General features: G+C 66.6%; 24 protein-coding genes and 2 pseudogenes. 16 read left to right on the top strand and 10 right to left on the bottom strand.

All coding sequences use genetic code 11. The annotated features are described in order from the left end of the window. Positions 1 to 16: 16 nt before the first annotated feature. Together U0177_RS13055 and U0177_RS13050 are read right to left on the bottom strand one after the other, a co-directional pair. A complete protein-coding gene (locus tag U0177_RS13055) occupies positions 17 to 463 on the bottom strand; it encodes a hypothetical protein (RefSeq protein WP_409571073.1) in 447 nt (148 codons plus the stop codon). After that, positions 418 to 678 (bottom strand): annotated as a pseudogene (locus U0177_RS13050) (DUF2270 domain-containing protein); the annotation flags it as partial. The gene U0177_RS13055 and the pseudogene U0177_RS13050, both read right to left, overlap by 46 nt. A gap of 357 nt (positions 679 to 1,035) precedes the next feature. Between U0177_RS13050 and U0177_RS13045 the strand changes: the two are divergent. Further along, positions 1,036 to 1,167, top strand: coding sequence for a hypothetical protein (locus U0177_RS13045; protein ID WP_409571072.1), 132 nt, complete (start codon positions 1,036 to 1,038; stop codon positions 1,165 to 1,167). 552 nt (positions 1,168 to 1,719) lie between these two features. Here the strand turns inward: U0177_RS13045 and U0177_RS13040 are convergent. The 3 genes and pseudogenes from U0177_RS13040 to U0177_RS13030 all read right to left on the bottom strand — a co-directional run. Next, a pseudogene (locus tag U0177_RS13040) lies at positions 1,720 to 2,567 on the bottom strand (phosphate ABC transporter ATP-binding protein); the annotation flags it as partial. Positions 2,568 to 3,031: 464 nt separating this feature from the next. Next, complete coding sequence (locus U0177_RS13035) at positions 3,032 to 3,790, bottom strand: hypothetical protein (protein WP_409571071.1); 759 nt, start codon at positions 3,788 to 3,790, stop codon at positions 3,032 to 3,034. Between the two features lie 11 nt (positions 3,791 to 3,801). Next, complete coding sequence (locus U0177_RS13030) at positions 3,802 to 4,977, bottom strand: substrate-binding domain-containing protein (protein WP_409571070.1); 1,176 nt, start codon at positions 4,975 to 4,977, stop codon at positions 3,802 to 3,804. Between the two features lie 214 nt (positions 4,978 to 5,191). On the opposite strand from U0177_RS13030, the gene U0177_RS13025 reads away from it, so the two are divergent. The 15 genes from U0177_RS13025 (at position 5,192) to U0177_RS12955 (ending at position 18,932) form a co-directional block, all read left to right on the top strand. After that, positions 5,192 to 5,845, top strand: coding sequence for a helix-turn-helix transcriptional regulator (locus U0177_RS13025; RefSeq protein ID WP_409571069.1), 654 nt, complete (start codon positions 5,192 to 5,194; stop codon positions 5,843 to 5,845). A gap of 54 nt (positions 5,846 to 5,899) precedes the next feature. Further along, positions 5,900 to 6,685 carry a Fe-S cluster assembly ATPase SufC gene (gene sufC / locus U0177_RS13020; RefSeq protein ID WP_409571068.1) on the top strand — a complete coding sequence of 262 codons (786 nt, stop codon included), beginning with the start codon at positions 5,900 to 5,902 and terminating at the stop codon, positions 6,683 to 6,685. A gap of 88 nt (positions 6,686 to 6,773) precedes the next feature. Continuing rightward, positions 6,774 to 7,982, top strand: a complete 1,209-nt coding sequence (gene sufD, locus U0177_RS13015) for a Fe-S cluster assembly protein SufD (protein WP_409571067.1) — start codon at positions 6,774 to 6,776, stop codon at positions 7,980 to 7,982. Between the two features lie 55 nt (positions 7,983 to 8,037). Beyond that, entirely contained in the window at positions 8,038 to 9,279 is a 1,242-nt protein-coding gene (locus U0177_RS13010) for a cysteine desulfurase (protein WP_409571066.1), read from the top strand. A gap of 119 nt (positions 9,280 to 9,398) precedes the next feature. Continuing rightward, the gene (gene sufU / locus U0177_RS13005; RefSeq protein ID WP_409571065.1) at positions 9,399 to 9,815 is read left to right on the top strand and encodes a Fe-S cluster assembly sulfur transfer protein SufU; all 417 of its coding nucleotides are present in this window, start codon (positions 9,399 to 9,401) and stop codon (positions 9,813 to 9,815) included. A 150-nt stretch (positions 9,816 to 9,965) separates the two neighbouring features. Then, complete coding sequence (gene sufB / locus U0177_RS13000; RefSeq protein WP_409571064.1) at positions 9,966 to 11,381, top strand: Fe-S cluster assembly protein SufB; 1,416 nt, start codon at positions 9,966 to 9,968, stop codon at positions 11,379 to 11,381. A 175-nt stretch (positions 11,382 to 11,556) separates the two neighbouring features. Then, the gene (locus U0177_RS12995) at positions 11,557 to 11,937 is read left to right on the top strand and encodes a hypothetical protein (protein ID WP_409571063.1); all 381 of its coding nucleotides are present in this window, start codon (positions 11,557 to 11,559) and stop codon (positions 11,935 to 11,937) included. 84 nt (positions 11,938 to 12,021) lie between these two features. Continuing rightward, positions 12,022 to 12,339, top strand: coding sequence for a non-heme iron oxygenase ferredoxin subunit (locus tag U0177_RS12990; protein ID WP_409571062.1), 318 nt, complete (start codon positions 12,022 to 12,024; stop codon positions 12,337 to 12,339). Positions 12,340 to 12,437: 98 nt separating this feature from the next. Next, entirely contained in the window at positions 12,438 to 13,295 is an 858-nt protein-coding gene (locus tag U0177_RS12985; RefSeq protein WP_409571061.1) for a sulfurtransferase, read from the top strand. Between the two features lie 152 nt (positions 13,296 to 13,447). Then, the gene (locus U0177_RS12980; protein ID WP_409571060.1) at positions 13,448 to 13,870 is read left to right on the top strand and encodes an iron-sulfur cluster assembly scaffold protein; all 423 of its coding nucleotides are present in this window, start codon (positions 13,448 to 13,450) and stop codon (positions 13,868 to 13,870) included. Between the two features lie 39 nt (positions 13,871 to 13,909). Then, on the top strand, positions 13,910 to 14,878 hold the full coding sequence (locus U0177_RS12975) for a PLP-dependent cysteine synthase family protein (protein WP_409571059.1): 969 nt from the start codon (positions 13,910 to 13,912) through the stop codon (positions 14,876 to 14,878). A gap of 29 nt (positions 14,879 to 14,907) precedes the next feature. Then, positions 14,908 to 15,369 carry a M67 family metallopeptidase gene (locus U0177_RS12970; protein WP_409571058.1) on the top strand — a complete coding sequence of 154 codons (462 nt, stop codon included), beginning with the start codon at positions 14,908 to 14,910 and terminating at the stop codon, positions 15,367 to 15,369. Positions 15,370 to 15,458: 89 nt separating this feature from the next. Continuing rightward, positions 15,459 to 15,737 (top strand): MoaD/ThiS family protein, encoded by a 279-nt coding sequence (locus tag U0177_RS12965; RefSeq protein WP_409571057.1) that lies wholly within the window; start codon positions 15,459 to 15,461, stop codon positions 15,735 to 15,737. 87 nt (positions 15,738 to 15,824) lie between these two features. Then, entirely contained in the window at positions 15,825 to 16,973 is a 1,149-nt protein-coding gene (moeB, locus tag U0177_RS12960) for a molybdopterin-synthase adenylyltransferase MoeB (RefSeq protein ID WP_409571056.1), read from the top strand. 264 nt (positions 16,974 to 17,237) lie between these two features. Continuing rightward, positions 17,238 to 18,932, top strand: coding sequence for a Dyp-type peroxidase (locus U0177_RS12955; protein WP_409571055.1), 1,695 nt, complete (start codon positions 17,238 to 17,240; stop codon positions 18,930 to 18,932). A 197-nt stretch (positions 18,933 to 19,129) separates the two neighbouring features. Here the strand turns inward: U0177_RS12955 and U0177_RS12950 are convergent, their stop codons facing one another. The 5 genes from U0177_RS12950 to U0177_RS12930 all read right to left on the bottom strand — a co-directional run bounded on the left by U0177_RS12950 (position 19,130) and on the right by U0177_RS12930 (position 23,836). Continuing rightward, a complete protein-coding gene (locus U0177_RS12950) occupies positions 19,130 to 20,110 on the bottom strand; it encodes a uroporphyrinogen decarboxylase family protein (RefSeq protein ID WP_409571054.1) in 981 nt (326 codons plus the stop codon). A gap of 205 nt (positions 20,111 to 20,315) precedes the next feature. Next, on the bottom strand, positions 20,316 to 20,708 hold the full coding sequence (apaG, locus tag U0177_RS12945) for a Co2+/Mg2+ efflux protein ApaG (RefSeq protein WP_409571053.1): 393 nt from the start codon (positions 20,706 to 20,708) through the stop codon (positions 20,316 to 20,318). Positions 20,709 to 20,721: 13 nt separating this feature from the next. Then, positions 20,722 to 21,717, bottom strand: a complete 996-nt coding sequence (locus tag U0177_RS12940) for a ketopantoate reductase family protein (RefSeq protein ID WP_409571052.1) — start codon at positions 21,715 to 21,717, stop codon at positions 20,722 to 20,724. A gap of 20 nt (positions 21,718 to 21,737) precedes the next feature. Continuing rightward, on the bottom strand, positions 21,738 to 22,577 hold the full coding sequence (gene panB, locus U0177_RS12935; protein WP_409571051.1) for a 3-methyl-2-oxobutanoate hydroxymethyltransferase: 840 nt from the start codon (positions 22,575 to 22,577) through the stop codon (positions 21,738 to 21,740). Between the two features lie 29 nt (positions 22,578 to 22,606). Beyond that, complete coding sequence (locus U0177_RS12930; RefSeq protein ID WP_409571050.1) at positions 22,607 to 23,836, bottom strand: M20 family metallopeptidase; 1,230 nt, start codon at positions 23,834 to 23,836, stop codon at positions 22,607 to 22,609. Positions 23,837 to 23,951 lie beyond the last annotated feature (115 nt).

Genomic DNA, 23,951 nt, shown 5'->3' with positions numbered 1-23,951 from the left:
ACGGAACATCGCCCGGTCAGATGAGCGTCAGGTAGCCGTTCATTGAGTGACAAACGCGCTTTCGGCCAAACGCCGTTCCGCGCCAATCTAGTCTTCCACCGCCGACACCGTCTTCGTCGCGCCGCTCGGCGCCCAGTGGCATACTGCCAGGCCAATGCAGGCGGCTTACCGGCTGCTGTAGCGGCGAGACGATCTTCTGCAGTGTATGCTCGCGCGACAGGATCTCGATCGTCGGGTCGCGCGACGAGTAGCCAGCAGCGTCGCAAGCCACCAGCACCACGGAAGCAGCCCACCACCACCAGCACAGCCTGACCGGCACCGGCCTGACCGTGGCGGCATGCCAGGGTGTCGGCGCGGCAGGCCGGGCTGTTGGCTGAATGCTGCAGCAGTTTGTGCAGCCACGAGCCGAGCAGAAAGTCAGCCAGATCGCCATGTAGTGGTCGCGCAGGCGGCGCTGGAGCATCTTGCCGAGCGGCAGCCTTGAAGTGGGTAGGCCAGGTCGCGCACCAGCAGCTCTTGCCAGGTGCCTGTTTGCGGTACGCTGTTATCTTGTAAATGCGCCAGGTACTCGGTTTCGAGCAGGCGCAGCCAGTTGCTCCACAGGTCGTAGTAGCGCGTCCGCCGCGCCTCGACCACCAGGAACATAATCACGAACAGCATCACCAGCAGCAGCGCCTGCGTGCGAGCGTGTCTCGTCGCTCAGGGTAAGCTCATGGACGTGCCGGCGGTCACGATCGCCCGTTGGTAGGGTTATCGATCCGCTGCCGCCAGCCGTCGACGCGCGATCCATCAGTGGCCGCGGTAGATGTGATCATTGTCGCGGCCACGGGCGGCGGCGCCGATTGCGAGCCCAGCACTGTTTTCATCGTCGCTCCGGCGCGAACATCGGCAACATGCAGCGCTGACAGGCAATGCCGCGCGCGCCGCGTGTCAAGCACCCGGCCCATGGCCAGAGGCGACGCAAGTACTATGACGCGGGCGCCATATGCGGCTATGATCAGGTTCGAACGCACGATTGGAGAGGAGACCCCGGTGATGAACACCACGTTGGCCCTGACGGAAACCCTGGCCGAGTCGCGGCGCCTGATCGCGACGCTCGAGCAGCTGCGCGGGCGATTTCGTTCTTCGCCGACGAGCTGCTGGCCGCGCACATCCCCCGGCAGGTGAGCTCGAACAAACCTACGCGCGCAGCGAGCAGGCGGTAGCCGCCCGGGCGCTGCGCTGGCGCGCCGCTGGGAGTGCGAGGTGGCGGCAGGCGGCCGTATAAGCGCACGCTGCGGCGGTGGCTGATCGAGCAGCACGGCGGCGAGCATGCGCCTGCGGGTTCAGCTGCTCTCGCGCGGCGGCGCCGAGGCCGATAGCACCCCCAGCGAGTTGCTGGCCGACCTGCGGCGCCTGCTTCGCCGCCGCCAGCGTTGCGGGCGAGCGCCAGGACGATCGCCCACAGCTGTATTAAGTCGAAGCCGCGATCGGCAATGCGCCCCGCTGCGAGACTGAGCGCCGCAACGCGAGGATCGACCACCGGCTGGCCAGCGAGGCGTACCGCCGCACTCGCGCCGAGACAGCAGCGCCTGGGCGCGACATGGCGAGCGCATGCCTGAGCTGTTCGCTGAATAGCACGAAAGCAGCAGGCAGGTGCGCCAGAAACAGCGCGAACCGGGTGGTAATTGCCACCGGTTCGCGCAATTCTGTACGCACACGGCCGAGGCCAGCTAGCCGAAAACGCCCGGTCACGTAGTCCCCGGGTGAGGCTTGTCGCGCGGCCGCGGAAGATCCGGTTGGTCAGGCCGAACTCGATCAGCTGGCCGGCGCGCGTGGCCGGATCCATCAGCATAAACACGGTCTCGTCGGAGGCGCGGGGCGTCTGCTGCATGTTGTGCGCTTTCGTGCCAATCACGATCGTGTACTCGCGGCGCAGGTCCATCATCAGCTCGATCTGGCGTGGCGATCGGGTCGCCGAGCACGGCTCGTCCATCAGCAGCACCTCGGGGTTCGGCGCACTGCGTGGCGATGCACAGGCGCTGCTGCTGCCCGCCCGAGAGCCCCAGCGCCGAGCCGGCCAGCCGATCCTTCACCTCGTCCCACAGCGCGGCCTGGTGCAGCGCCTGCTCGACACGCTCGGCGATGCGCTGGCGGCTGCTCCAGCCGGCCACGCGCAGGCCATACGCGACATTGTCGAAGATCGACTTGGCGAAGGCGTTCGGGCGCTGGAAGACCATGCCGATCCGCCGCCGCAGCAGCACCGGGTCGACATTCGAGCCGTAGATGTTCTGGCCGTCGAGCAGAATAGCCCCCTCGCCGCGCGCGCCGGGGGTGGCGTCGTGCATGCGGTTGATCGCGCGCAGAAACGTCGATTTGCCGCAGCCCGACGGCCCGATGATCGCCGTGATGCTGCGCTCGCGCATGCTCAGGCTTACGTCGCGCAGCGCCTGAAACGCGCCATAGTAAAAGTTGAACTGCCTGGCCTCAAGCTTCGTCGGGTGTTCGGATGGCGTATCGTGGGCAGGGGCTTGCGCCAGGCTGGGCACTGGCGCAGCCGGCCGGGCGGGAATGGACGGTTCGGTCATAGTGGCGTTGCGCTCAATTCTGTCGGATCTTCAAAACACCACGAGTATACACCAACTTTGCAACCACGGGCGCTGATTTGACAGGGTTCGTGCAAAGTCTGTCGACCCCTCTCTCTACCCCCTCCCCTCTCAGGGGAGGGGGTGAACAAATTGGCAGGTGCGGTGCGGTCGCAGCGGCGACCGCACCACACCGCCAACAATAATCCCCCTCCCCGCGCGCGGGAGAGGGGGAAGGGGGTGAGGGGCCACGATGTTGCACGAGCCTGGATGGTTTGATCATACTACGGCAGCGTGAGGGGCATAGCCCCGCACTTCCCACTCTCATGGGCTATTTGAAAAGCCAGTGTACCACCAAGGCACCAAGGCACCAAGCGCTCATACGCTGAAAAGCACCAACACGACATACTCGAGCGTGGTGTCTTTGTGTTTGGTGGTTACTTCTCAGACAATCTCTCAGGCAGGTTCTAACCGGCTGGGGCCGCGCCGGTCTGGGTGATCGCGGTATCGAGCACCTGCTGAAACGCGTCCATATCGGCCTTGAGGTCGCTCAGGCGCTGCGCGACCTGGTTGGTGGCGGTGTCGGCGCTGGCTGCGTCGGCGGTGCGCAGGCGCACCGTCTCGGCCAGCACGTTGTCGAGGTTGGCCGAGATATTCTGCAGCTGCGCGACGATCCGGCCAATAAACGTCTCGAGGTCGCGGGCGTTGGCCTGGCGCTCGATCAGCGCCTGGCGGGTCTGCTGCATCTGCTGGCGGGTATAGGCATCCTGCGTGGCGCTGATCTGCCGGTCGAGCGCGTTGATCTGATCTTGCAGCGCGCGCTGGTTGCTGCCCGCCAGGTAGGTTTCGATCACCTGGCCTTTGTCGCACAGCACATACGCCTCGGCCACCAGCTCGCGCGTCTGGTTGTCGATCGGCACGAGCAGGCGGCCCAGCGGGCCGCTGGCCTGCGCCACGCTCCGGCCGATCTCTTGCTGCGAGCGCTCGATCGCGCTCAGGTAGGCGCGGAATGTCTGGCTCGAAAGTCGCGGCCGTGCCGGGCGCTGGGCCAGCGCGAGCACGTCGGGGTCGCGCGCCAGCAGAAACACGATCGCCGCGTAGGCCAGCAGGCCCAGCGGCAGCAGCCACAGCGCCAGCGTGGCACCGGCCGCCAGCGCCACCAGCAGCACCAGCAGCGCCAGCGGGCGGCGAGCGGCCACGCCATAGGCGGGAACAGTGTTGCCCATCGAGAAGCCTCTCAGCGTTTGAACTTGCTCTGCCACAACCCCAGCAGCGCGTTCAGCACGTCGGCCGGGGGCGTCTCGGCCTGCGCGCCGATCGCAGCACTCGCGCCATTCGCCGCGTACTTGCCGAACGGATTATCGGGGCTGGCGTCGGCGATCGACACGCCTGGGTCGGCCGGGCGGAAGCCGTAGCGCAGCGCCAGCTGCTGAGCCTCGCGGCCGAGCAGGTAATCGCGGAAGCGCGCCGCAGCGGCACGCTCGTCGGCCTGAACCCACGCGCCGTCGACCAGGGCGTACGGGTGATCGCTCAGGATCGTCGCAGGCGGGTAGTAGATATGCAGCGCCTGGCCCTGGCGCTGGCGCGCCGCGTCCATATTCTGCAGCGCCAGGTTCTCGTACACCACGCCGAAGTCGTACTTCGCCGGCCCCGCGCGCACAATATCGTCCATGAGCGCGGCGGTGCTGTCGCTGAAGCTTGGCACGGCGGCCTCAACCGGGCGCAGCCAGCTGGCCAGCGCGGGGTTGCCCACGTCGGCCGCCGAAAGCCCGCTGCTCTTGCCGTAGAAGCCATACGCCAGCAGGATCAGCGCCTGGGCGCCGCTGTTCGAGCTTAGCGGCGAGGTGTGGCCGAACTTCACCAGCCCCCAGCTTTGCTGGCCGCCAAGCGCCTGCCAGCCGGCGTCGTTGGCCAGCGCGGCCTGCAGATCCTTCCAGAAATCGGCCGGGCCGCGCGGCCACAGCGCTTGCGCGCGCTGCTCCCAGCCCACCAGCACCAGCGGGCTCAGCACCAGCGAGCGCGGCGCGTCGGCGCCGGCGCGCACGATCGGTGCGTTCAGCGCATCGAGCCACAGAGCGCTGGCGGGCGACACCACGGTTGGTGGGGCCGCGCCGCGCCAATCCTGGTTCAGCAGGCGCTCGGCGATCTCGCGCGAGCCCAGGCTCTGGAGCTGGATCTGGATGGGCCGGCCGTTCACCGATGGGTTCGACGCGAGAAAGCGCTGGCGCGCGGCATCGAGCCACTCTTTCTTCTCGCTGCCATACCAGATCGTCAGCACCACCGGCTGGCGCACCGGCGCGGCCACCAGCGGCAGCGGCGCGTAGCCCAGCGGGCCAAGCGCAAAGGTGCCGGCCAGCACCGCCAGGCAAAGCGCGATATACCCAAACGCAATAAAGCGCGAGAGACGCTGCATACACTACCTTTGGCTGCGGGCACGAGTTCGATCGTCGGCACGGCGTACGCTGTAAGTGATGACGGGCGCCGTTCCCTTGAATGTAGTGTACCGTATTTTTGGCGTGCTGTCGCGCCATTCTTGCCACTTTGCGATTTAAACAGTTTTTCCTGTTTTTATTGACAATAGCATCATAGTGCGGTATACTTCGGCCCTAGCAAACAGGAGCCAAGCCATGCCAGGAACGATCTACGCGCCCGAGTCGCCGGCCGGGAAAATTCTCGATTTTCTGCACCGCCGCGGCGAGGCGACGGTCAAGGATCTCGAAGAGCTGCTGGGCATCAGCACCACCGCCGTACGCGAGCACCTGACGCACCTGCAAGCGCGCGACCTTGTGACGACGCGGCTGGTGCGGCAGGGGCCGGGCCGGCCGCACGCGGCCTACTCGCTGAGCGCCGAGGCGCACAACCTGTTCCCCAAAGAGTACGACACGCTCACTACTATGCTGCTGCGCGAGATCGCCAGCCAGGAAGGCCCGGCGCGGCTGCAGACGCTGCTCGACGCTGTGGGTGCGCGCCTGGCCGAGGAGTACCGCGGCCAGGTAGCCGGCGACGGCCTGCCGGATCGGCTGGTGGCGCTGCGGGCGGCGCTCGAGCAGCGCGGCATTCCCGTCGAAGTGCAGCCATCCGGCGAAGGCTTCCGGCTGTTCGCCTGCCCGTATTTCGATGTCGCCCAGGAGCACGCCGGCGTGTGCATCATGGAGCGCCGCATGGTCGAGCAGGTGCTGGGCGAGCAGATTGTGCTGGAAGAAACCATCCGCGACGGCAAGCGCAGCTGCCACTTCGCGGTTGTCCAGGAGCCGGAAGGCAGGAGCCAGGAGCTACAATAACGCAGACGCCTGGCTCCTGAATGCATAGCAACAGCAGGAATAAAAGGATAGCAAATGAACAGCGATCTGGTTATCAAAGGCCTCCGCGTCAACGTCGAGGATAAAGAGATCCTCAAGGGCCTGAACCTAACAGTCAAAGCCGGCTCGATCCACGCGATCATGGGGCCGAACGGCAGCGGCAAGAGCACGCTGGCCTACACCCTGATGGGCCACCCCGGCTACACCGTCACCGGCGGCGAGGTGTGGTACCAGGGCCAGAACATCCTCGAGCTCGAGGCCGACGAGCGCTCAAAGCTGGGCCTGTTCCTGGCGTTCCAGTACCCGGTGGCCATCCCCGGCGTTACCGTGGCGAACTTCCTGCGCTCAGCGATCAACGCGCACCGCGCCGAAGAAGGCAAAGACCCGAAGGCCACCTCGATCCCGGTGGCCCAGTTCCGCAAAGAGCTGCGCGAAAAGATCGCCGCGCTCGAGATCGACGAGAGCTTCGTGCGCCGCTACCTGAACGAGGGCTTTTCGGGCGGCGAGAAGAAGCGCATCGAGATCTTGCAGATGGCCATGCTCAAGCCGACCATGGCGATCATGGACGAGACCGACTCGGGCCTGGACATCGACGCGCTCAAGATCGTCTCGCAGGGCGTGAACACGCTCTACGGCGAGCAGCCCGAGATGGGCGTGCTGGTGATCACGCACTACCAACGCCTGCTGAACTACATCAAGCCGCACTTTGTGTCGGTGCTGATGGACGGCCGGGTGGTGCGCGACGGCGGCCCCGAGCTGGCGCTCGAGCTGGAGGAGAAGGGCTACGATTTCATCCGGGAGGAAGTAACCAGCCAGCAGTGATCAGAAGGCGGGACGCAGTCTGCGCTGAAGCTTAGCGCGCTTGACTGACTGCCGACTGCCGACTGCCGACTGCCGGCTGCCAAAAGCTATGAACTACCTACCGAAACTCTCCGCGCTGACCGACGCCGAGATCGCCGATGCCGCGCACGCCGCCGGCGAGCCCGCCTGGCTGATCGAGCGGCGGGTCGACGCCTGGCGCGCCTTTGCCGAGAGCGTGCCGCCGTTCTGGAAGCGCACCAACCTCGCGGGTTTCAGCGCCGACGAGCTGTCGCCGCCGCTGGGGCCGGGCGCCACTGCGGTGCAATGGGACGCCAGCCTGGCCGCGCAGGGCGTGATCTTCACCACGCTGGCGGCCGCACTGCGCGACCACCCGGCGCTGGTGCAGCAGTACCTCGGCAGCGCGGTCGCGCCGCTCGAGCACAAGTTCCGCGCGCTGCACACTGCGCTCTGGCAAGATGGCGTGTTTCTGTACGTGCCCAGGGGCGCGCAGATCGAAGCGCCGCTGCACGCAGTGCTCACGCTGGGCGAGGGCCAGGCTACCTTTCCGCACAACCTGATCATCGTCGAAGCAGGCGCGCGCCTGACGTTTATCGAGGAATTCAGCTCGCCCGACGCGGGCGCGCCGGCGCTGGCCAGCCCGGTCACCGAGCTGTTCGTGGGCGACGACGCCAGCGTGCGGTTTGTGACCGTGCAGACCTGGGGCAAGGGCGTGTACCACATCGGCGCGCAGCGCGCCCGCGTCGGCAACAACGCCAGCCTCGAGTGGGTGGCGGTGAACCTCGGCGGCCAGGTGCAGCACGTCGAAGCCGAGACCAGCCTCGAGGGCAATGGCGCGAATGTGCAGTGGGGCGCCGCCACGCTGTGCGACGGCAGCCAGAACCTGCTGACCGCGCCGTGGCTGCGGCACGCCGGCGTAAATACCGAAGGCCACATGGACTTCAAAACCGTGGTGAAAGACACCGGCTACGCGGTGTTCGACGGCATGATCAAGATCGAGAAAAACAGCCGTGGCACGATCTCGCGGCTCGAAGAGCACGCGCTGCATCTCAGCCCGCAGGCGCGCAACGACTCGATCCCCGGCCTGATGATCGACACCAACGACGTGCAGCGCGCCGGCCACGCCTCGACCAGCGGCCAGATCGACGACGAGATGCTGTTCTATATGCAGTCGCGCGGCATTGGCCGCGCCGAGGCCGTGCATATGATCGTCACGGGCTTTTTCGAGCCAGTGCTCGACCGCATCCCGCTCGACGAGCTGCGCGAGCGCGCGGCCGCGATCATTGAAGCGAAGATTTAGATAGCCAAAGGCCCAGAGCTAATAGAGCGATCAGCTACAGATGGTATAACGACGCATGATTAGCAACACATTCAGCCTGTTCGATGTGCTGGCACTGCGGCGCGAGTTCCCGATCCTGCAGCAGCAGGTGAACGGCAAGCCGCTGGCATTTCTCGATAGCGGGGCTTCGTCGCAGAAGCCGCGCCAGGTGATCGCCTGCCTCGAAGAGTACTATCGGCGCTACAATGCGAATGTGCACCGCGGCGTCTACAAGCTCAGCGAAGAGGCAACCTTCGCCTTCGAGCGGGCGCGCGGCAAGGTGGCGCGCTTTGTCGGCGCCCACAGCCCGAAAGAGATCGTGTTCACGCGCAATACCACCGAGGCGATCAACCTGGTGGCGCGCGCCTGGGGCGACGCGAATGTGCGCGCGGGCGACCGGATCCTGCTGACGGTGATGGAGCACCACTCGAACCTGGTGCCCTGGCAGCAGCTGGCCCAGCGCAGCGGCGCACAGCTCGAGTTCCTGCCGATCGACGGCGATGGCCGCCTGGCGCTCGACGACCTCGACCGCAAGCTGGCCGGCGTGAAGCTGGTGGCGCTGACGCAGCAGTCGAACGTGCTCGGCACGATCAACCCGGTGCGCGAGATCGCCGCGCGCGCCCACGACGCCGGGGCGCTGGTGCTGGTGGACGGCGCGCAGAGCGTGCCGCACATGCCGGTGAATGTGCACGACCTGGGCGCCGATTTCCTGGCCTTCAGCGGCCACAAGATGTGCGGGCCTACCGGCATCGGCGTGCTGTGGGGCCGCCGGCAGGTGCTCGAGGCCATGACGCCGTTCCTCGGCGGTGGCTCGATGATCCGCACCGTGACGCTGCGCGAAACCACGTACGCCGACATCCCGGCGCGCTTTGAGGCCGGCACGCCGGCGATCGGCGAGGCGATTGCGCTGGGCGAAGCCATCGACTTCCTGGCTGGCCTGGGCATGGACAAGATCTTCGCGCACGAACAGCACCTCGCCGGCTACGCGCTCGAGCGCCTGTCCGAGGTCGAAGGTCTGCAGATCTACGGGCCGCAGGACCTGGCGGCGCGCGGCGCGGCGGTGAGCTTCACGCTCGACGGCGTGCACCCGCACGACATCGCGGCGGTGCTCGACGGCGAGGGCGTGGCCGTGCGCGCCGGGCACCACTGCTGCCAGCCGCTGCACGATCTGCTCGACATCCCAGCCACGGCACGGGCCTCGTTCTACCTGTATAATATCCCGGAAGAGGTCGACCGGCTGGCGGCCGGGCTGGAGAAGGCAAAGCGGCTATTCGCCTAGTTAGGTGATAGGTGACAGGTGACAGCAATGCAAGGCGTCGCGGCGCTGTGCAGCGCTCGGTTGTTGTGTTTCGACGTACCCTGTACCCTATACCCTGTACCCTGTACCCTGAGGCACATATGGACGACATGTACCGCGAGGTTATCCTCGAGCACTACAAGCACCCGCACAACGCCGGCACGCTGGCGGCGGCCGATATCTCGCATGAAGACAGCAACCCACTCTGCGGCGACCGCATCCGCATCGACGTGCAGGTGGCCGACGGTGCGGTGGCCGACATCCGCTTCCAAGGGCGCGGCTGCGCGATCAGCCAGGCGGCGGCCTCGCTGCTCACCGACGAGATCAAAGGCAAGACGCTCGACGAAGTGCGCGCCTTCTCGAAAGATGACATGCTCGACCTGATCGGCATCCCGCTCGACAAAAATCCCGTACGTATTAAGTGCGCGCTGCTGGCCCTCAAGACGCTGAAATCCGGAGTGTATGAGTATATCGGCGCGCACGCCAACGATCTCGAAGACAGCGGGGATCTCGAGTAGCTGGGTGGCGCAGAGCGCCAACATCCCAGCACAGAAGCGAGTAGGTGCCTTGCCGCCGCAGGCTGCATCGGCCGGCGGCGCAGGCGGCTGCGCAACCCGTGTACATAGATAGATCCTGATCGCTCATCCAATCAGGAGGAGGACACAATAATGGCAGTTCAAGCCACCAACCTGCAGTTTGATTACACCAAGTATGGCTTCCGCGATGAAGAGAACTACGTCTTCAAATCGGGCAAAGGCGTGAATGAGAAGGTCGTGCGCGAGCTCTCGGGCATGAAAAACGAGCCGGAGTGGATGCTGCGACGGCGCCTGCAGGCGCTCGAGATCTTCAATAAAAAGCCGGTTCCGCTGAAGGGCAACTGGGCCAACCCCGAGCTGGCCGAGCTCGACTACGAGAACATTCACTACTTCGTGCGCGCCGGCGAGAAACCGCAGACCGACTGGGACGCGGTGCCAAGCGAGATCAAGAACACCTTCGAGAAGCTGGGCATCCCCGAGGCCGAGCGCAAGTTCCTGGCCGGCGTCGGCGCGCAGTACGAATCCGAGGTGGTGTACCACTCGCTGCGCGAAGAGTGGCAGAAGCTCGGCGTGATCTTCCTCGACACCGACACCGGCCTGCGCGAGTACCCCGAGATCTTCAAGAAGTACTTCGGCACAATCATCCCCTCGGCCGACAACAAGTACGCCGCGCTGAACACCGCAGTGTGGTCGGGTGGGTCGTTCGTGTATGTGCCGAAGGGCGTGCATGTCGACATCCCGCTGCAGGCCTACTTCCGGATCAACGCCGAGAACATGGGCCAGTTCGAGCGCACGCTGATTATCGTCGAAGAGGGCGCGTCGGTGCACTATATCGAGGGCTGCACCGCGCCGGTGTACAGCACCAACTCGCTGCACTCCGCCGTGGTCGAGATCATCGTCAACAAGGGCGGCAAGTGCCGCTACACCACCATCCAGAACTGGGCCAACAACATCTTCAACCTCGTCACCAAGCGCGCGGTGGCCTACGAGGAAGCCAGCATGGAGTGGGTCGACGGCAATATCGGCTCGCGCCTGACCATGAAGTACCCATCGGTGTACCTGATGGGCCGTGGCGCCAAGGGCGAGGTGCTGTCGGTGGCGTACGCCGGCAAGGGCCAGCACCAGGACGCCGGCGCCAAGATGGTGCATATCGCGCCGGACACCACCAGCCGGATCACCAACAAGTCGGTGTCGAAGGACGGCGGCAAGACCACCTACCGCGGCCTGGCGAAAGTCGCGCCCGGCGCCACCGGCGCGAAGATCAACGTCAACTGCGACGCGCTGATCTTGGACGACCGCTCGGCGTCGGATACGATCCCGTTTATCGAGATCGAGGAGGATCGCTGCACGCTGGCGCACGAGGCGACCGTCGGCCGGATCGGCGCCGAGCAGCTGTTCTACCTGATGAGCCGCGGCCTGCCCGAGAGCGAGGCGCTCTCGATGATTGTGCTGGGCTTCATGGAGCCGTTCACCCGCGAGCTGCCGATGGAGTATGCCGTCGAGCTCAACCGGCTCATCCAGCTCGAAATGGAGGGCTCGGTCGGGTAGGGCGGCAGTGCCTGCGACATGGCGGCAAGTGGCGTGCGGCATACGGGTTTCGCCCGGCCGCGCGCCCTTTTTCGCCCATGGCATTGACCAATGGCTCCTACACGTCGTATAGTGTATAGGGCCGGCTGCCGATCGCGCCGCGCATCCATTCGCTGTATTGATCAGGAGTGGCCCTATGGCTGTGACGAACCAAATAGCGCTGACGCCAGCCCTGGTGGCGCAGGCGGGCCAGCATATCCGCGCGGCAATGCGCGAGCGGCCGGCGATTGAGGCGGCGGCACTGTGCGCCCTCAACGGCCAGTGCCTGTGGGCCAGCAGCGCGGCGTTTGAGCACGCCGCGCCGACGATCGCCAAGATCGGGATTATGTCGCTGCGGCTGTGGGTGAAAGTGCGCACCGGCAAGCTCGACCGGATCGGCCTCGTAACCGACGACGGGATGGTCGATATTATCTTCGTGCCGCCGATCGCCTCGGTGCTGGTGATCAGCGGCGGCGGCGAGAGTACGGCCTGGCTGGAAGACGAGCCCGACCGCCTGCTGGCCGCGCTTGGGCTGTGATCGAGAGTTCTGGCTTGCACGGTACGGGCGCGGCCTGGCGCGCCCCCGCCTTCGGCGCGACGAACTGAAACGCTGGTTTGCACTATGCCTTTCGTGAAAATAACAACGCTCGGCGAGCTGCCCGAGACCGGCGTGGCCGCGTTTGAGTACGCCGGCCGGCGCATTGCCGTGTACCGCGCCGGCGCGACAGTCTACGCCACCACCGACATCTGCTCGCACGAGCACGCCTACCTCTCTGAGGGCTGGCTCGACCCCGACGACTGCACGATCGAGTGCCCGCTGCACGGCGCGCGCTTCGATATCGCCAGCGGCGCGGTGCTCTCGCTGCCGGCCTACGAGCCGATCGCAACATTCCCGGTGCGCGTCGCCGGCGACGACGTGCTGATCGAGGTCGCGGCATGAGCCGCGCCGGCGGCTTTCTTGACGCATCGCGAACTCCGAAGTAGAATAGTTGAGTATCTTGAACAGTCTACTTCAGAATACACAGAAGGAGGTTTGCGATGGCCGAATACGCACATCCCGAGGTGCTTGTCGACACGGCGTGGGTTGCCGACCACCTGGATGACCCGAACGTACGGTTGGTCGAAAGCAACGAAGATATTCTGCTGTACGACCAGGGGCACATCCCCGGCGCCGTCAAGATCGACTGGGTGGCCGACCTGAACGACCCGGTGGTACGCGACTACCTCGACAAAGCGCGTTTCGAGCAGCTGCTGGCCGCCAAGGGTATCAGCAACGACACAACTGTGGTATTCTATGGCGACAAGAACAACTGGTGGGCAACCTACGCGCTCTGGGTGTTCAAGCTGTTCGGCCACGCCGACGCGCGCATCCTGAACGGCGGGCGCGCCAAGTGGATCGCCGAAGGCCGCGAGCTGACGCGCCAGGTGCCGAGCTACCCGGCGGGCAGCTACACCGCGCCCGAGCGCGACGACACGGCGATCCGCGCCTTCCGCGACCAGGTGCGCGAGCACATCAAGCAGAGCGGCACGGCCCTGGTGGATGTACGCAGCCCGCAGGAGTACAGCGGCGAGCGCACGCATATGCCCGAGTACCCGCAGGAAGGCACGCTGCGCGGCGGCCACATCCCCACCGCGGCGAGCATCCCGTGGGCCCAGGCGGTGCAGGCCGACAGCACCTTCAAGCCAATAGAAGAGCTGCAGGCGCTGTATGGCGGCAAGGGCATCACGCCCGACAAAGATGTGATCGCCTACTGCCGCATCGGCGAGCGCTCGAGCCACACCTGGTTCGTGCTGACGTACCTGCTGGGCTACCCGAAAGTGCGCAACTACGACGGCAGCTGGACCGAGTGGGGCAATGGCGTGGGGCTGCCGATCGAAAAGAGCTACCAGGGCTAAGGCAGGGCTCAAACCAGCGTTTCAGCTCACTGTGGCAAGCCGAACCTGTGAACTGAAGCATGCCTAAAGTTTTGAGTTTTGCGATTTGAGGTTTGAGCTGGGCTATCGCAGCTCAAACCTCAAAACCCTGAATTCAAAACTCGGAGGAATACGTGGATCGCCAGGAAGCCATCGAATTTCTACTCGACCATTACGAAAACCCGCGCAACAACGGCGCCTTCGAGCCAGTCGACGTGACCATGCCGGGCGGCAACCCCGGCTGCGGCGACGTCGTGACAATCTACCTCAAGGTGAACGACGCCGCCCAGGCGATCGAGCGCGTGGCGTTCGAGGGCAGCGGCTGCACTATCAGCCAGGCCGCCGCGTCGATCCTGACCGAGATGGCCAGCGACAAGCCGCTGGCCGAAATCGACACCCTGGACTTCAACGACATGATCGACATCCTCGGGCGCGAGGTGGTGAGCACGCGCCCGCGCTGTGCCACGCTGGCGCTCGGCACGCTGAAAGCCGCGATCACGAAGTATCGAACGGACAAAGTTCGGGCCGAGCTGGATCAGCCGAGGCAGGAGCCATGAGATACGCTGCCTCCTGATGCCCGACTCCTGCCTGCTGCTATGAACATCGACCTCACACAAGCTCAGATCGACCGGCGCGCCTCGCTGACCAGCCTGGTGGGCAATACGCCGCTCTTGCGCCTCGCGCGCATCGCCCCGGACCTGCCGGCCGGCGTGGCGGTGTACGCCAAAGCCGAGTGGTATAACCCCGGCGGCTCGGTGAAAGACCGCCCGGCGCTGTTCATGATCCGCGATGGCGAGCGTAGCGGCAAGCTGCGGCGCGGCGTGCGCATCGCCGACGCCACCAGCGGCAACACGGGCATCGCCTACGCCACGATCGGCGCGGCGCTGGGCTACCGCGTGACGCTGGCCCTGCCATCCAACGCCAGCCCCGAGCGCAAGCGCATCCTGCGCGCCCTCGGCGCCGAGCTGATCCTGACCGACCCGCTTGAGGGTACCGACGGCGCAGTTCGCGCCATCCGCGCGCTGGTGGCCGAGCAGCCCGACCGCTACTTTTACCCCGACCAGTATAATAACCCGGCGAATATTCAATCGCACTACGATACCACCGGCGCCGAGATCTGGGCGCAGACCGACGGCCGCGTGTCGCATTTCGTCGCGGCGCTGGGCACCTGCGGCACCTTCACCGGCGCCGGCCGGCGCCTGCGCGCCGAAAACCCGGCGGTGCGGCTGCTGGCCGTGCAGCCCGATGGGCCATACCACGCGCTTGAAGGCGTAAAACACCTGCCAACCACCGTGTTCGTTCCGGGGATCTACGACGCCACGCTGGCCGACGCGACAGTTGAGGTCAGCAGCGAGGAAGCCTTCGATATGGCGCGCTGCCTGGCACGCCTCGAGGGCCTGATGGTCGGCATCTCGGCGGCGGCTAACGTGGCCGCGGCGCTGCGCGTGGCGCGCACGCTTGAGCGCGGTGTGGTGGTGACGATCCTGTGCGATGGGGCCGCCAAATACCTGAGCGACCGCTTCTGGGACGCCGAGGCGCAGTGCGAGGCCGGCGACGGCATCTGATCTGAATCGATAGGGCCAAGCAGCATACTATGATCACACTATCCGACACCGCCCGCGCCGCCATCGAGCAGCACGCCGCGCAGAGCTACCCGCACGAGTGCGTGGGCCTGCTCGTCGGCCGGCTGGTGGGCGGCGCCAAGCACGTGACCGAGATCTACCGCGCGCCGAATACCTGGAGCGCCGAGGTGGGCCTGACCGACGCCGAGCACGAGCACTCGCTGCGCGACCGGTTCTACCTCGACCCGCGCGACTACATCAAAGCCGACCGCGCGGCGCGCGCCCAGGGCCTCGACATCGTCGGCTGCTATCACTCGCACCCCGATCACCCGGCCATCCCCTCCGAGCGCGACCGCGTCGGCGCGCAGGGCGTGGGCGGCGGCACGAGTTTTTCGTTTCTGATCCAGAGCGTGCGCGATGGGCAGGCCGCCGAGCTGACAAGCTGGCTGCTGAGCGAAGACGGCGCGCGCTTTATTGCCGAAGAGTGCATCTAGAACGGCAGGAGCGAAGCAGTCGCTCTTGGGCAGGCCAGCAGAGTGATGGGCGACTGCTTCGCCCTGATGTAAGGACACAGGAGTAGTACATGGCAGTAACCATCTCGATCCCCACCGCGCTGCGCCAGTATGCCGGCGGGAACGGCAGCGTCGCGCTCGAATCCGGCACGGTCGGCCAGCTGCTTGGCCAGCTCGTCGAGCAGCACCCCGCGCTCGGCAAGCAGCTGTATGGCGAGAGCGGGCAGCTGCGCAGCTTTGTGAACATCTACGTTGGCGACGAAGACATTCGCTACCTGCAAGGCCCCGACACGGACGTGCCCGACGGCGAAACGATCAGCATTATCCCGGCGATCGCGGGTGGAAATTAACCACGGAGACACAGAGAGCACAGAAGCTCTGTATGTTTGAAACCTCTGTGTCCTCCGCGCCTCTGTGGTGAAAATAAAGGTTATTCAATGTCAAACACCATACTTTCCAACGAAGAGATCAGCCGCTACTCGCGCCACTTGATCCTGCCTGAGTTCGGCATGGCCGGGCAGCGCCGCGTCAAGCAGGGCAGCGTGCTGCTGATCGGCACAGGCGGCCTCGGGTCGCCGCTGGCGCTGTACCTGGCGGCAGCGGGCGTTGGCCACATTGGCCTGGTCGACTTCGACGTAGTCGACGAGAGCAACCTGCAGCGCCAGATCGTGCACGGCACCGGCACGCTCGGCGTACGCAAGACCGAGTCGGCCAAGCGGCGCCTGGCCGACCTGAACCCGAATGTCGAGGTAACGACCTACGAGACGCAGATCAGCTCGGAGAACGCGCTCGAGATCATGCGGCCGTATGATGTGATCGTCGACGGCACCGACAACTTCCCGACGCGCTACCTGACCAACGACGCCAGCGTGATGCTGGGCAAGCCGAATGTCTACGGCTCGATCTTTCGCTTCGAAGGCCAGGCCACGGTGTTCTCGCCGAAGGATGGCGGGCCGTGCTACCGCTGCCTGTACCCTGAGCCGCCGCCGCCCGGCCTGGTGCCGAGCTGCGCCGAGGGCGGGGTGCTGGGCGTGCTGCCTGGCGTGATCGGCACCATCCAGGCCACCGAGGCGCTCAAGCTGCTGGCCGGCATTGGCGAAACGCTGATCGGCCGACTGATGCTGTACGACGCGCTTTCGATGCGCTTCCGCGAGCTGAAGCTGCGCCGCAACCCGCTCTGCCCGGTGTGCGGCGAGCACCCCAGCGTCACCGAGCTGATCGACTACGACCAGTTCTGCGGGATCGTGCCCGAGCCGGCCAAGCTGGCGTCCGAAGAGATCACGCCGGCCGAGGTGGCCGCGTGGCTCGGCCGCGCCGACCCGCCGTTTCTGCTGGACGTGCGCGAGCCGAACGAGTGGGAGATCGGCCACCTGCCAGGCGCCACGCGCATCTCGGTGAACGAGCTGCAGGGGCGCATGAACGAGCTCGACACCGCGCGCGAGATGGTGGTGTACTGCCGCAGCGGCGTGCGCAGCGGCCGGGCCGTCGATATGCTCAAGGCCGCCGGCTTCCGCAAGGTCAAGAACATGACCGGCGGAATCCTGCGCTGGTCCGACGACGTCGACCCGTCGATCCCCAAGTACTAGGGCCAATACCTCTCATACCAAATCCGGCTGATCACTTGCTGTATGGTGGAGGTTCGGGGGCGGCAATGCCGCCCCCGAATTTTTATATGCCCTGCCCGGCTTTGCCGGGCAGGGCATACCGAAAAGAAAGCGATCAAATGGGGAAGAGAGGTTCTGTTTCGGCCGCGAAACCCCAAACAGGCGCCAGGCGTCGTTTATACGGATGTTATTGGGAAGCGACGATACGCGGGAAGCTCGCCGCGAGCGCCCGCAAGGAGCAAGCCAATGCCCCCGCGCTCTGCCGCCCAGGCCGCCGATACGCTGCCGCTGCGCACGTCGGACGAGATCCAGGGCAATATTCTAGCCGGCTTCAACAAGGACTTCCAGACGTTTCTGTTCATCCAGCTGACCAATGCCGCGAAGGGCCGGGCCTGGCTGGGCGACCTGGCGCCGCGCATCGCCACCACGCGCCAGGTGGCCGCGTTCAACGACCAGTTCAGCGCGGCGCGGCGCGCCACCGGCGGCGACGACCCGCAGGCGCTGAAGGCCACCTGGGTGAACATTGGCCTCAGCGCCACCGGCCTGCGCAAGCTCGTGCCAGGGCTAGGCGGCGACATCCAGCGCTTCACAGCATTCGACCAGGGCGCGGCCGCACGCGCCGCCGACCTGCGCGACCGCGGCCTGAGCGCGCCCGAGCGCTGGCTCTTCGGCGGGCCAGGCCAGCCGCAGATCGACGCGGTGCTGACGATCGCCGCCGACGACCCCGGCGACCTGCAGCTGGAGATCGACCGCCAGCGCGCGCTGCTCTCGCAGCACGGCCATGTGCTGGTGTTCGAGCAGCGTGGCGAGACGCTGCCGGGCGAGCGCGCCGGCCACGAGCACTTCGGCTTCAAAGACGGCGTCTCGCAGCCGGGGGTGCGCGGCTTCCACCCGGCCGAGCCAACCAACCCGAACGAGCGGCTGGGCCACCCCGGCACCGAGATGATCGCCGCCGGCGAGTTTATTCTTGGCCAGGCCGACGAGAGCGGCACGCCGGCGAGCATCCCCGGCTGGATGGCCAACGGCTCATTCCAGGTGTTCCGCCGGCTCAGCCAGGATGTGCCGGGCTGGTGGGCGCAGGTGACCGCCAACGCGCAATCGCTGGCCGCGAACGACCCAATGCGCCTGCACGCCGAGCAGATGGCCGCCAAGCTGGTGGGCCGCTGGCGCAGCGGCACGCCGCTGGCACACGCCCCCGAGCAAGATTCAAGCGTGAGCGGCGAGCAGGGCAACCGCAACGACTTCAACTACGACGACGACGCCAACGGCTTCAAGACGCCGCGCTTCGCGCATATTCGCAAAATGTACCCGCGCAACAGCGGCTTCGGCGACCGCAGCCACAGGATCATGCGCCGGGGGATCCCGTTTGGCGCGCCATTCGACCCGGCCGCCGGCGCGGGCCACGGCCTCGACGGCGAGCGCGGCCTGCTGTTCAATGTGTTTCAGGCCAGCATCGAAAACCAGTTCGAGTTCTTGCAGCAGACGTGGGCGAACAATAACTTCTTCCAGCAGCCCGGCGACGGCCCCGACCCGGTGATCGGCGACGCCGACGACGCCAGCTGCACGTTCCACCGCGACGGCCGGCCCGACACCGCGCTGAGCTTCCAGCGCTTTGTGAACACCAGCGGCGCGCTGTACGCATTCGCGCCCTCGCTCACGACCATTCGTGGCATTGCCAGTGGCACGATCAACCCGCCGCCCGACGACACGCTGCACGTGGGCGACACGGCGTTTGTGCAGCGGGCCGGCGGGCTGCCGCTGCGCCTGCGCGACAAGCCCAGCCTGAGCGGGAAGGTGCTGAGCCTGCTGGCGCCGGGGACGCAGCTGACGCTGCTTGAAGGCCCACGCGCCGCCGATGGGCACCCCTGGTGGCGCGTGCGCGCCGTCGACGGGCGCGAGGGCTGGGCGGCCGGCGATAATATTCGCAAGCAGCCCGATTAGCCAGCAGGGCTTGCGCAGTTGGCGTGCTCTGCCTTCGGCAGAGCGCTCCTATCCTAACTCTATCGTGTACGTTTTTCCGCGCTCCGCGCGGAAAAACGTACACAGAAGTCTGCCGCAGGCTCTATCTTGTCGCTTTAGGAAGCCAAATAGCGCAGGTGCGTAGCTGTCAACCGAAACGAGAGAAATAATATGTAAAGCTAGCCGTAGTGCGCAGCCGAGCGCAGCGCGCGCATATTGCCCCACGGCGCCACTGTCGGCGCCACGCAGCCGGTCGAGAGGCACAGCGGGCGCGCCCCCAGCGAGGCGACTGCGGCGAGCGCCTGCGCGCGCACGCTCTCGGGCGAGCCTTCGACCAGATCCTGCTGGCTCAGGCCGCCAACGACCAGGCCAGGAAAGCGCCGCGCGCCCTCGGCCAGGCTAGGGCCGGTTTCGCGGTCGTGCCAGTTAAGCGCGTGCACCGGGTAGTCGGCCACGAGGTCGAAAAAGGTGTGGTGGCCGTGCAGGTGCAGCAGGTTGAAGCTGGCGCCCTGCGCGGCCTCAAGCACGTGCAGATCGAGCGGGCGGCCGACCTGCAGGTACTCGGCTTCGCTCATACACTCGGCCGAGGCGCGCTGCACGGCATAGAAGATCCCGTCGGCGCCGGCCTCGAGCGCGGCCACCACAAAGCGCACGGTTGTCTCGGCGATTACTTCGAGGCCAGCCAGAAACTGCTGGCGATGCTCGCGCAGGTGCACTAGGTCGAGGCCGCCGCCCACCAGATTCTTGGCCTGGGCCAATGGGCCAAACACCGTAGCGAGGATAGGGATATCGGGGCCGGCCAGCTGGCGAGTGGTGCGGATGGCCGCCAGGCAGCGTCCCAAGGCGCCGCCGTATACATCGAGCACGGGCAAGCGCGCCCAATCGGCAGGCGCCGTAACCGCGCGCTCGAGATATTCGCTGACGCCCTCGGGGTGGCCGCGATACGCCGCGCGGCAGCCCCAGCCAGCCACACTGTACTCGCTGCTCGGCGTCAGCTTGATGAAATCCCAATCGTACTGGGTTTGAAACGCCAGAGTCGACAGCGCCAGCTGCTCGGGGTCGGCGTCGTCGGCCGGGAAGTGACGCCAGAGCGCCACCAGCGGCCGGTCGGTCGGCTCGCCGGCGAGCGCGGCGGCCAGGCGTTCGCGCTTTGTCATCATGGCAGTCCCTTTTGTAAGGTATTCGTTTTTCGCGCTGTGGCAGAGCGGCGGCTCTGCCACAGTGCGAAAAGAGCATCTCGGGGGCGGCAAAGCCGCCCCGCGCCCCCACCAAGCGGGATGATTTGGACGTTCCGAGTTTCTAAAACTATAGTGCACGGAGGGACAGGCAGGGTTAAGCTATGCGCACCAAAGGATGCGCGTGCCGCTACTCGCCGGCCAAGAGGTCGAAGCGGGGGATATACGCGTCGAAATACGCGTTTTCGGGGCCGAGGAAGCGATACGTACCGTGCATATGGCCGGCGGGCGATTTGAGAATGCAGAAGCTGTTGTACTCGTGAACGGCGCCGGGGGCGAGCACCGGCTGGCGGCCGATCACGCCTTCGCCGGCGACCTCATACTCTTCGCCGATCGAGTCGTGGATGTGCCAGTGGCGCGCGAGTAGCTGAACAATGCGCTGGCTCACATTTTCGATGCGAATAAAATACGCGAACACGTAGCGCCCCAGCGCCGGAAGCGACTGCTCGGGCAAAAACTGCGGCCGCACGCTGATGCGAATACCTGCAGTCTCGCGGTAGTAAAATGGCCGGCGAGCGTTCATGGCTCTCCTGTCGTCAAATCCGCGCGGCGGGGCTTGCGTCCAGCGCCTGCACAAGCAGGGTCAGCGCCTGGTTCACCGGCGTGGGCACGCCCAGGCGGGCGCCTTCGCGCACGACCGCGCCATTGATTGTGGCGATCTCGGTCGGGCTGCCGCGCAGCACATCTTGTAGCATCGACGAGCGATTCGCCGCAGTGGCCTGTGCCACCGCCAGCACGTGCGCCAATGGATCGGCGTAGGGCAGCGCGGTGCCGCGCGCGCGGGCCACCGCCGCCGCCTCGGCCACCGCCGCCGCCAGCAGCTCGCGCGCGGCAGGCAGCTCGGCCAGTGCGCCATTGGGCACGCGCAGCAGCGCCGTAAGCGCGTTGATGCCCACGTTCACCACCAGCTTGCCCCATACCAGCGCGTCGAGATCGTCGGCAAGCTCGGCGGGCAGCCCACAGGCGCCAAACAGCTCGGCCAGCGCGCGCATTGCCGGGCGGCTGGGCGCGGCGCCGAAGATTGTGGCACCCTGGCCGGCGTGGCGCACCTGCCCTGGCCCGAGCAGCGTGGCGCCTAGCGCCGTGACGCCCTGGCCTACTCGGCCGCCGCCCAGCGCGGCGGCCAGCTGCTCGCGGTTGCCGACACCATTCTGCAGCGTAACGACCACCGTACCGGTGCCAAGAGCCGAGAGCTGAGCACCAAGCATGTCGTCGTGCGAGATGAGCGTTTCGGGCCCTGGTTCTTGCTGCCCGGTTCTCAGCAGCTGTCGCGCCTGCTCGGCGGCCCAGCCAGTCTGCGCAGCTTTCACCAGCACCAGCGCGAAGTCGCACGGGCCAATCGCCGACGCGTCGGCGGTAGCGTGCGGGTGGCGCGTCGCCAGCTCGCCGCCCAGCTCGCGCCGCAGCCCCTCGGCGTTGATCGCGTCGACGTGGGCCTGCCAGGGGTCAAGCAGCCAGACTTCGGCGCGCTCGCACAGGTAGAACCCGAGCAGGCTGCCCATCGCGCCCGCGCCAATAATCGCAATCTTCATACGCTTCACCGGCGCAGGTCTCAGCCCTCAAGCTCGCGCAGGATCGAGGGGTCGAGCGGAAAGCTATTTTCAGGGCCAGGGAACGTGCCGCCGTGGATATCGTCGGCATACTGGCGGATCGCCTGGCTCATGAGAGCGCCGGCGTCGAGGTAGCGGTTGCCCCAGGGCAGGCCCAGGCCAGGGAACAGCCCGAGCATCTCGTGGGTCAGCAGCACCTGGCCATCGCAGGCCGGCCCCGCGCCAATGCCGATCGTCGGCACCTTGAGCCTGCGGGTGATCAGCGCGCCCAGGTCGGCCGGAACCGCCTCCATCAGCACGGCCCAGCAGCCGGCGGCCTCCATGGCCAGCGCGTCGTCGAGGATGCGCCGCGCCGCGTCGGCGCTGCCACCGCCTTGCACCACCACGCCGCCGAGGCTGGCGGCCGTCTGGAGCGTGAGGCCAATATGGCCGATCACGGCGATGCCGGCGTCGACGATTGCGCGCGCGATCGGGGCCTGCTTGGCGCTGCCTTCGAGCTTCACGCAGTCCATGCCAGCCTCTTTGATATGCCGGCCGGCGTTGCGCACGGCCTCGGCGGTATCGGCCTGGTACGACATAAACGGCATGTCGCCCACCAGCAGCGCGTGCCTGGCGGTGCGGCCCACCGCCTTGGCGTGGTGGATCATCTCGTCCATCGTCACGGGGGCGGTGCCGCCGTAGCCCAGCACCACGGCGCCGAGCGAGTCGCCTACCAGGATCACGTCGATCCCGGCCTCGTCGACGAGCCGGGCAAATGGAGCATCGTAGGCGGTGAGCATGGTGAACTTCTGCTTGCCCTTGCGGGCCTGAAGCGCGGGGATGGTGACTTTTTGCAGAGACATAGCGTTGCTCCTGGTAATCAGACTGCCAACTACGTGCTCTCGAAAAACGCCAGCGCGGCCGCCACGTACACTCGCGCAGCTTGCACAACCTCGTCGAGGTCGACGAACTCGTCGGGCTGGTGCGGGATGCGCTTATTGCCGGGGCCATACACCACCACCGGGATCTGGCGGTCGCGCGCGAGGATGACGCCATCGGTGGCGCCGGGCACGCCGCCGTACGCCGGGGCGGCGCCGTACACGCGGCCGTGCGCGCCGGCCACCGCGCGCACCAGCGGATGATCGGCGGCGATCTCGGTGGCGGGCCGGTCGTCGACCACCTCGACGGCATAGCGATACGCCGGAAACTCGCCGCACAGCTCGGCCATGATCGCCTCGATGCGCGCGATCAGCTCGGCGTGGCGCTGGCTCGGCAGGCTGCGGATGTCGAGAAAGGCATCGCACTGGTCGGGCAGGCAGTTGATCTGGCTGGCGTCGCCGCTCAGCGGCGCGCGGGCGATCGTCGGGGTGATATACGGCTTGCCGAGCAGCGGGTGCGTGCCGTGCTCGGCCTGCTGCCGGGCCTCGAGCTCGATGATCCGCGCCAGCAGGCGCACCATCGCGGCGAGCGCGTTCACGCCTTCTTCGGGCATGGCGCCGTGGGCGATCCGGCCATAGGCCAGCAGGCGCAGCCGCAGCGAACCCTTGTGCGCCACGCACACCTCGCGCTCCTCGGGCTCGCAGATGATCGCGCCCGCCGCGCCATCGGCATGGCCACGCGCGACGATGTGCTTGATACCCAGCATCAAGCCTTCTTCATCCACTGGAACGAGCAGGCGGATGCGTCCGGCGAAGGGCGCGCCGGCCATCTGGAGCGCGCGCACCGCGAACAGCATCGCCGCCACGCCGGCCTTCATATCGGCGGTGCCGCGGCCGTACATGCGCCGGCCCTCGACCACAGCGCCAAATGGGTCGTAGCGCCAGGCCGCGCGGTCGCCCGGCGTGACGACATCGGTGTGGCCCTCGAAGATCAGCATCGGGCCGCCGCCCAGGCGGCCGGGCAGGTCGGCGATCACGTTTGGCCGCCCGGGCGCCACCTCGTCCCACAGCGGGCGCAGCCCCCACTCGCTCAACAGGCCGTGCACGAGCCGCGCGGCGCGCTCTTCGTTCGCGCCTGGCATGCCCGGCAGAAATACGCTGGGCGTGCGCACCAGCTCGGCCAGAAACGCCAGCATGCCGTCGGCGTCGAGGTGCGCTAGCGCGCGGGAGGTGGCGTCGGCCATAGAATGGCACCTGTAGCTATCCACAGATTACACAGACGACACAGATTGATAAAACTAGGGCTTGCGCAGTTGGCGCGCTCAGCTTTGGCAGAGCGGTACTCTATCTTTGTATCGT

Source organism: Kouleothrix sp., from assembly GCF_046328425.1.
Lineage (GTDB): Bacteria > Chloroflexota > Chloroflexia > Chloroflexales > Roseiflexaceae > Kouleothrix.
Note: the sequence above shows the minus strand (reverse complement) of the source record. Positions and strands in the feature narration are given on the sequence as shown.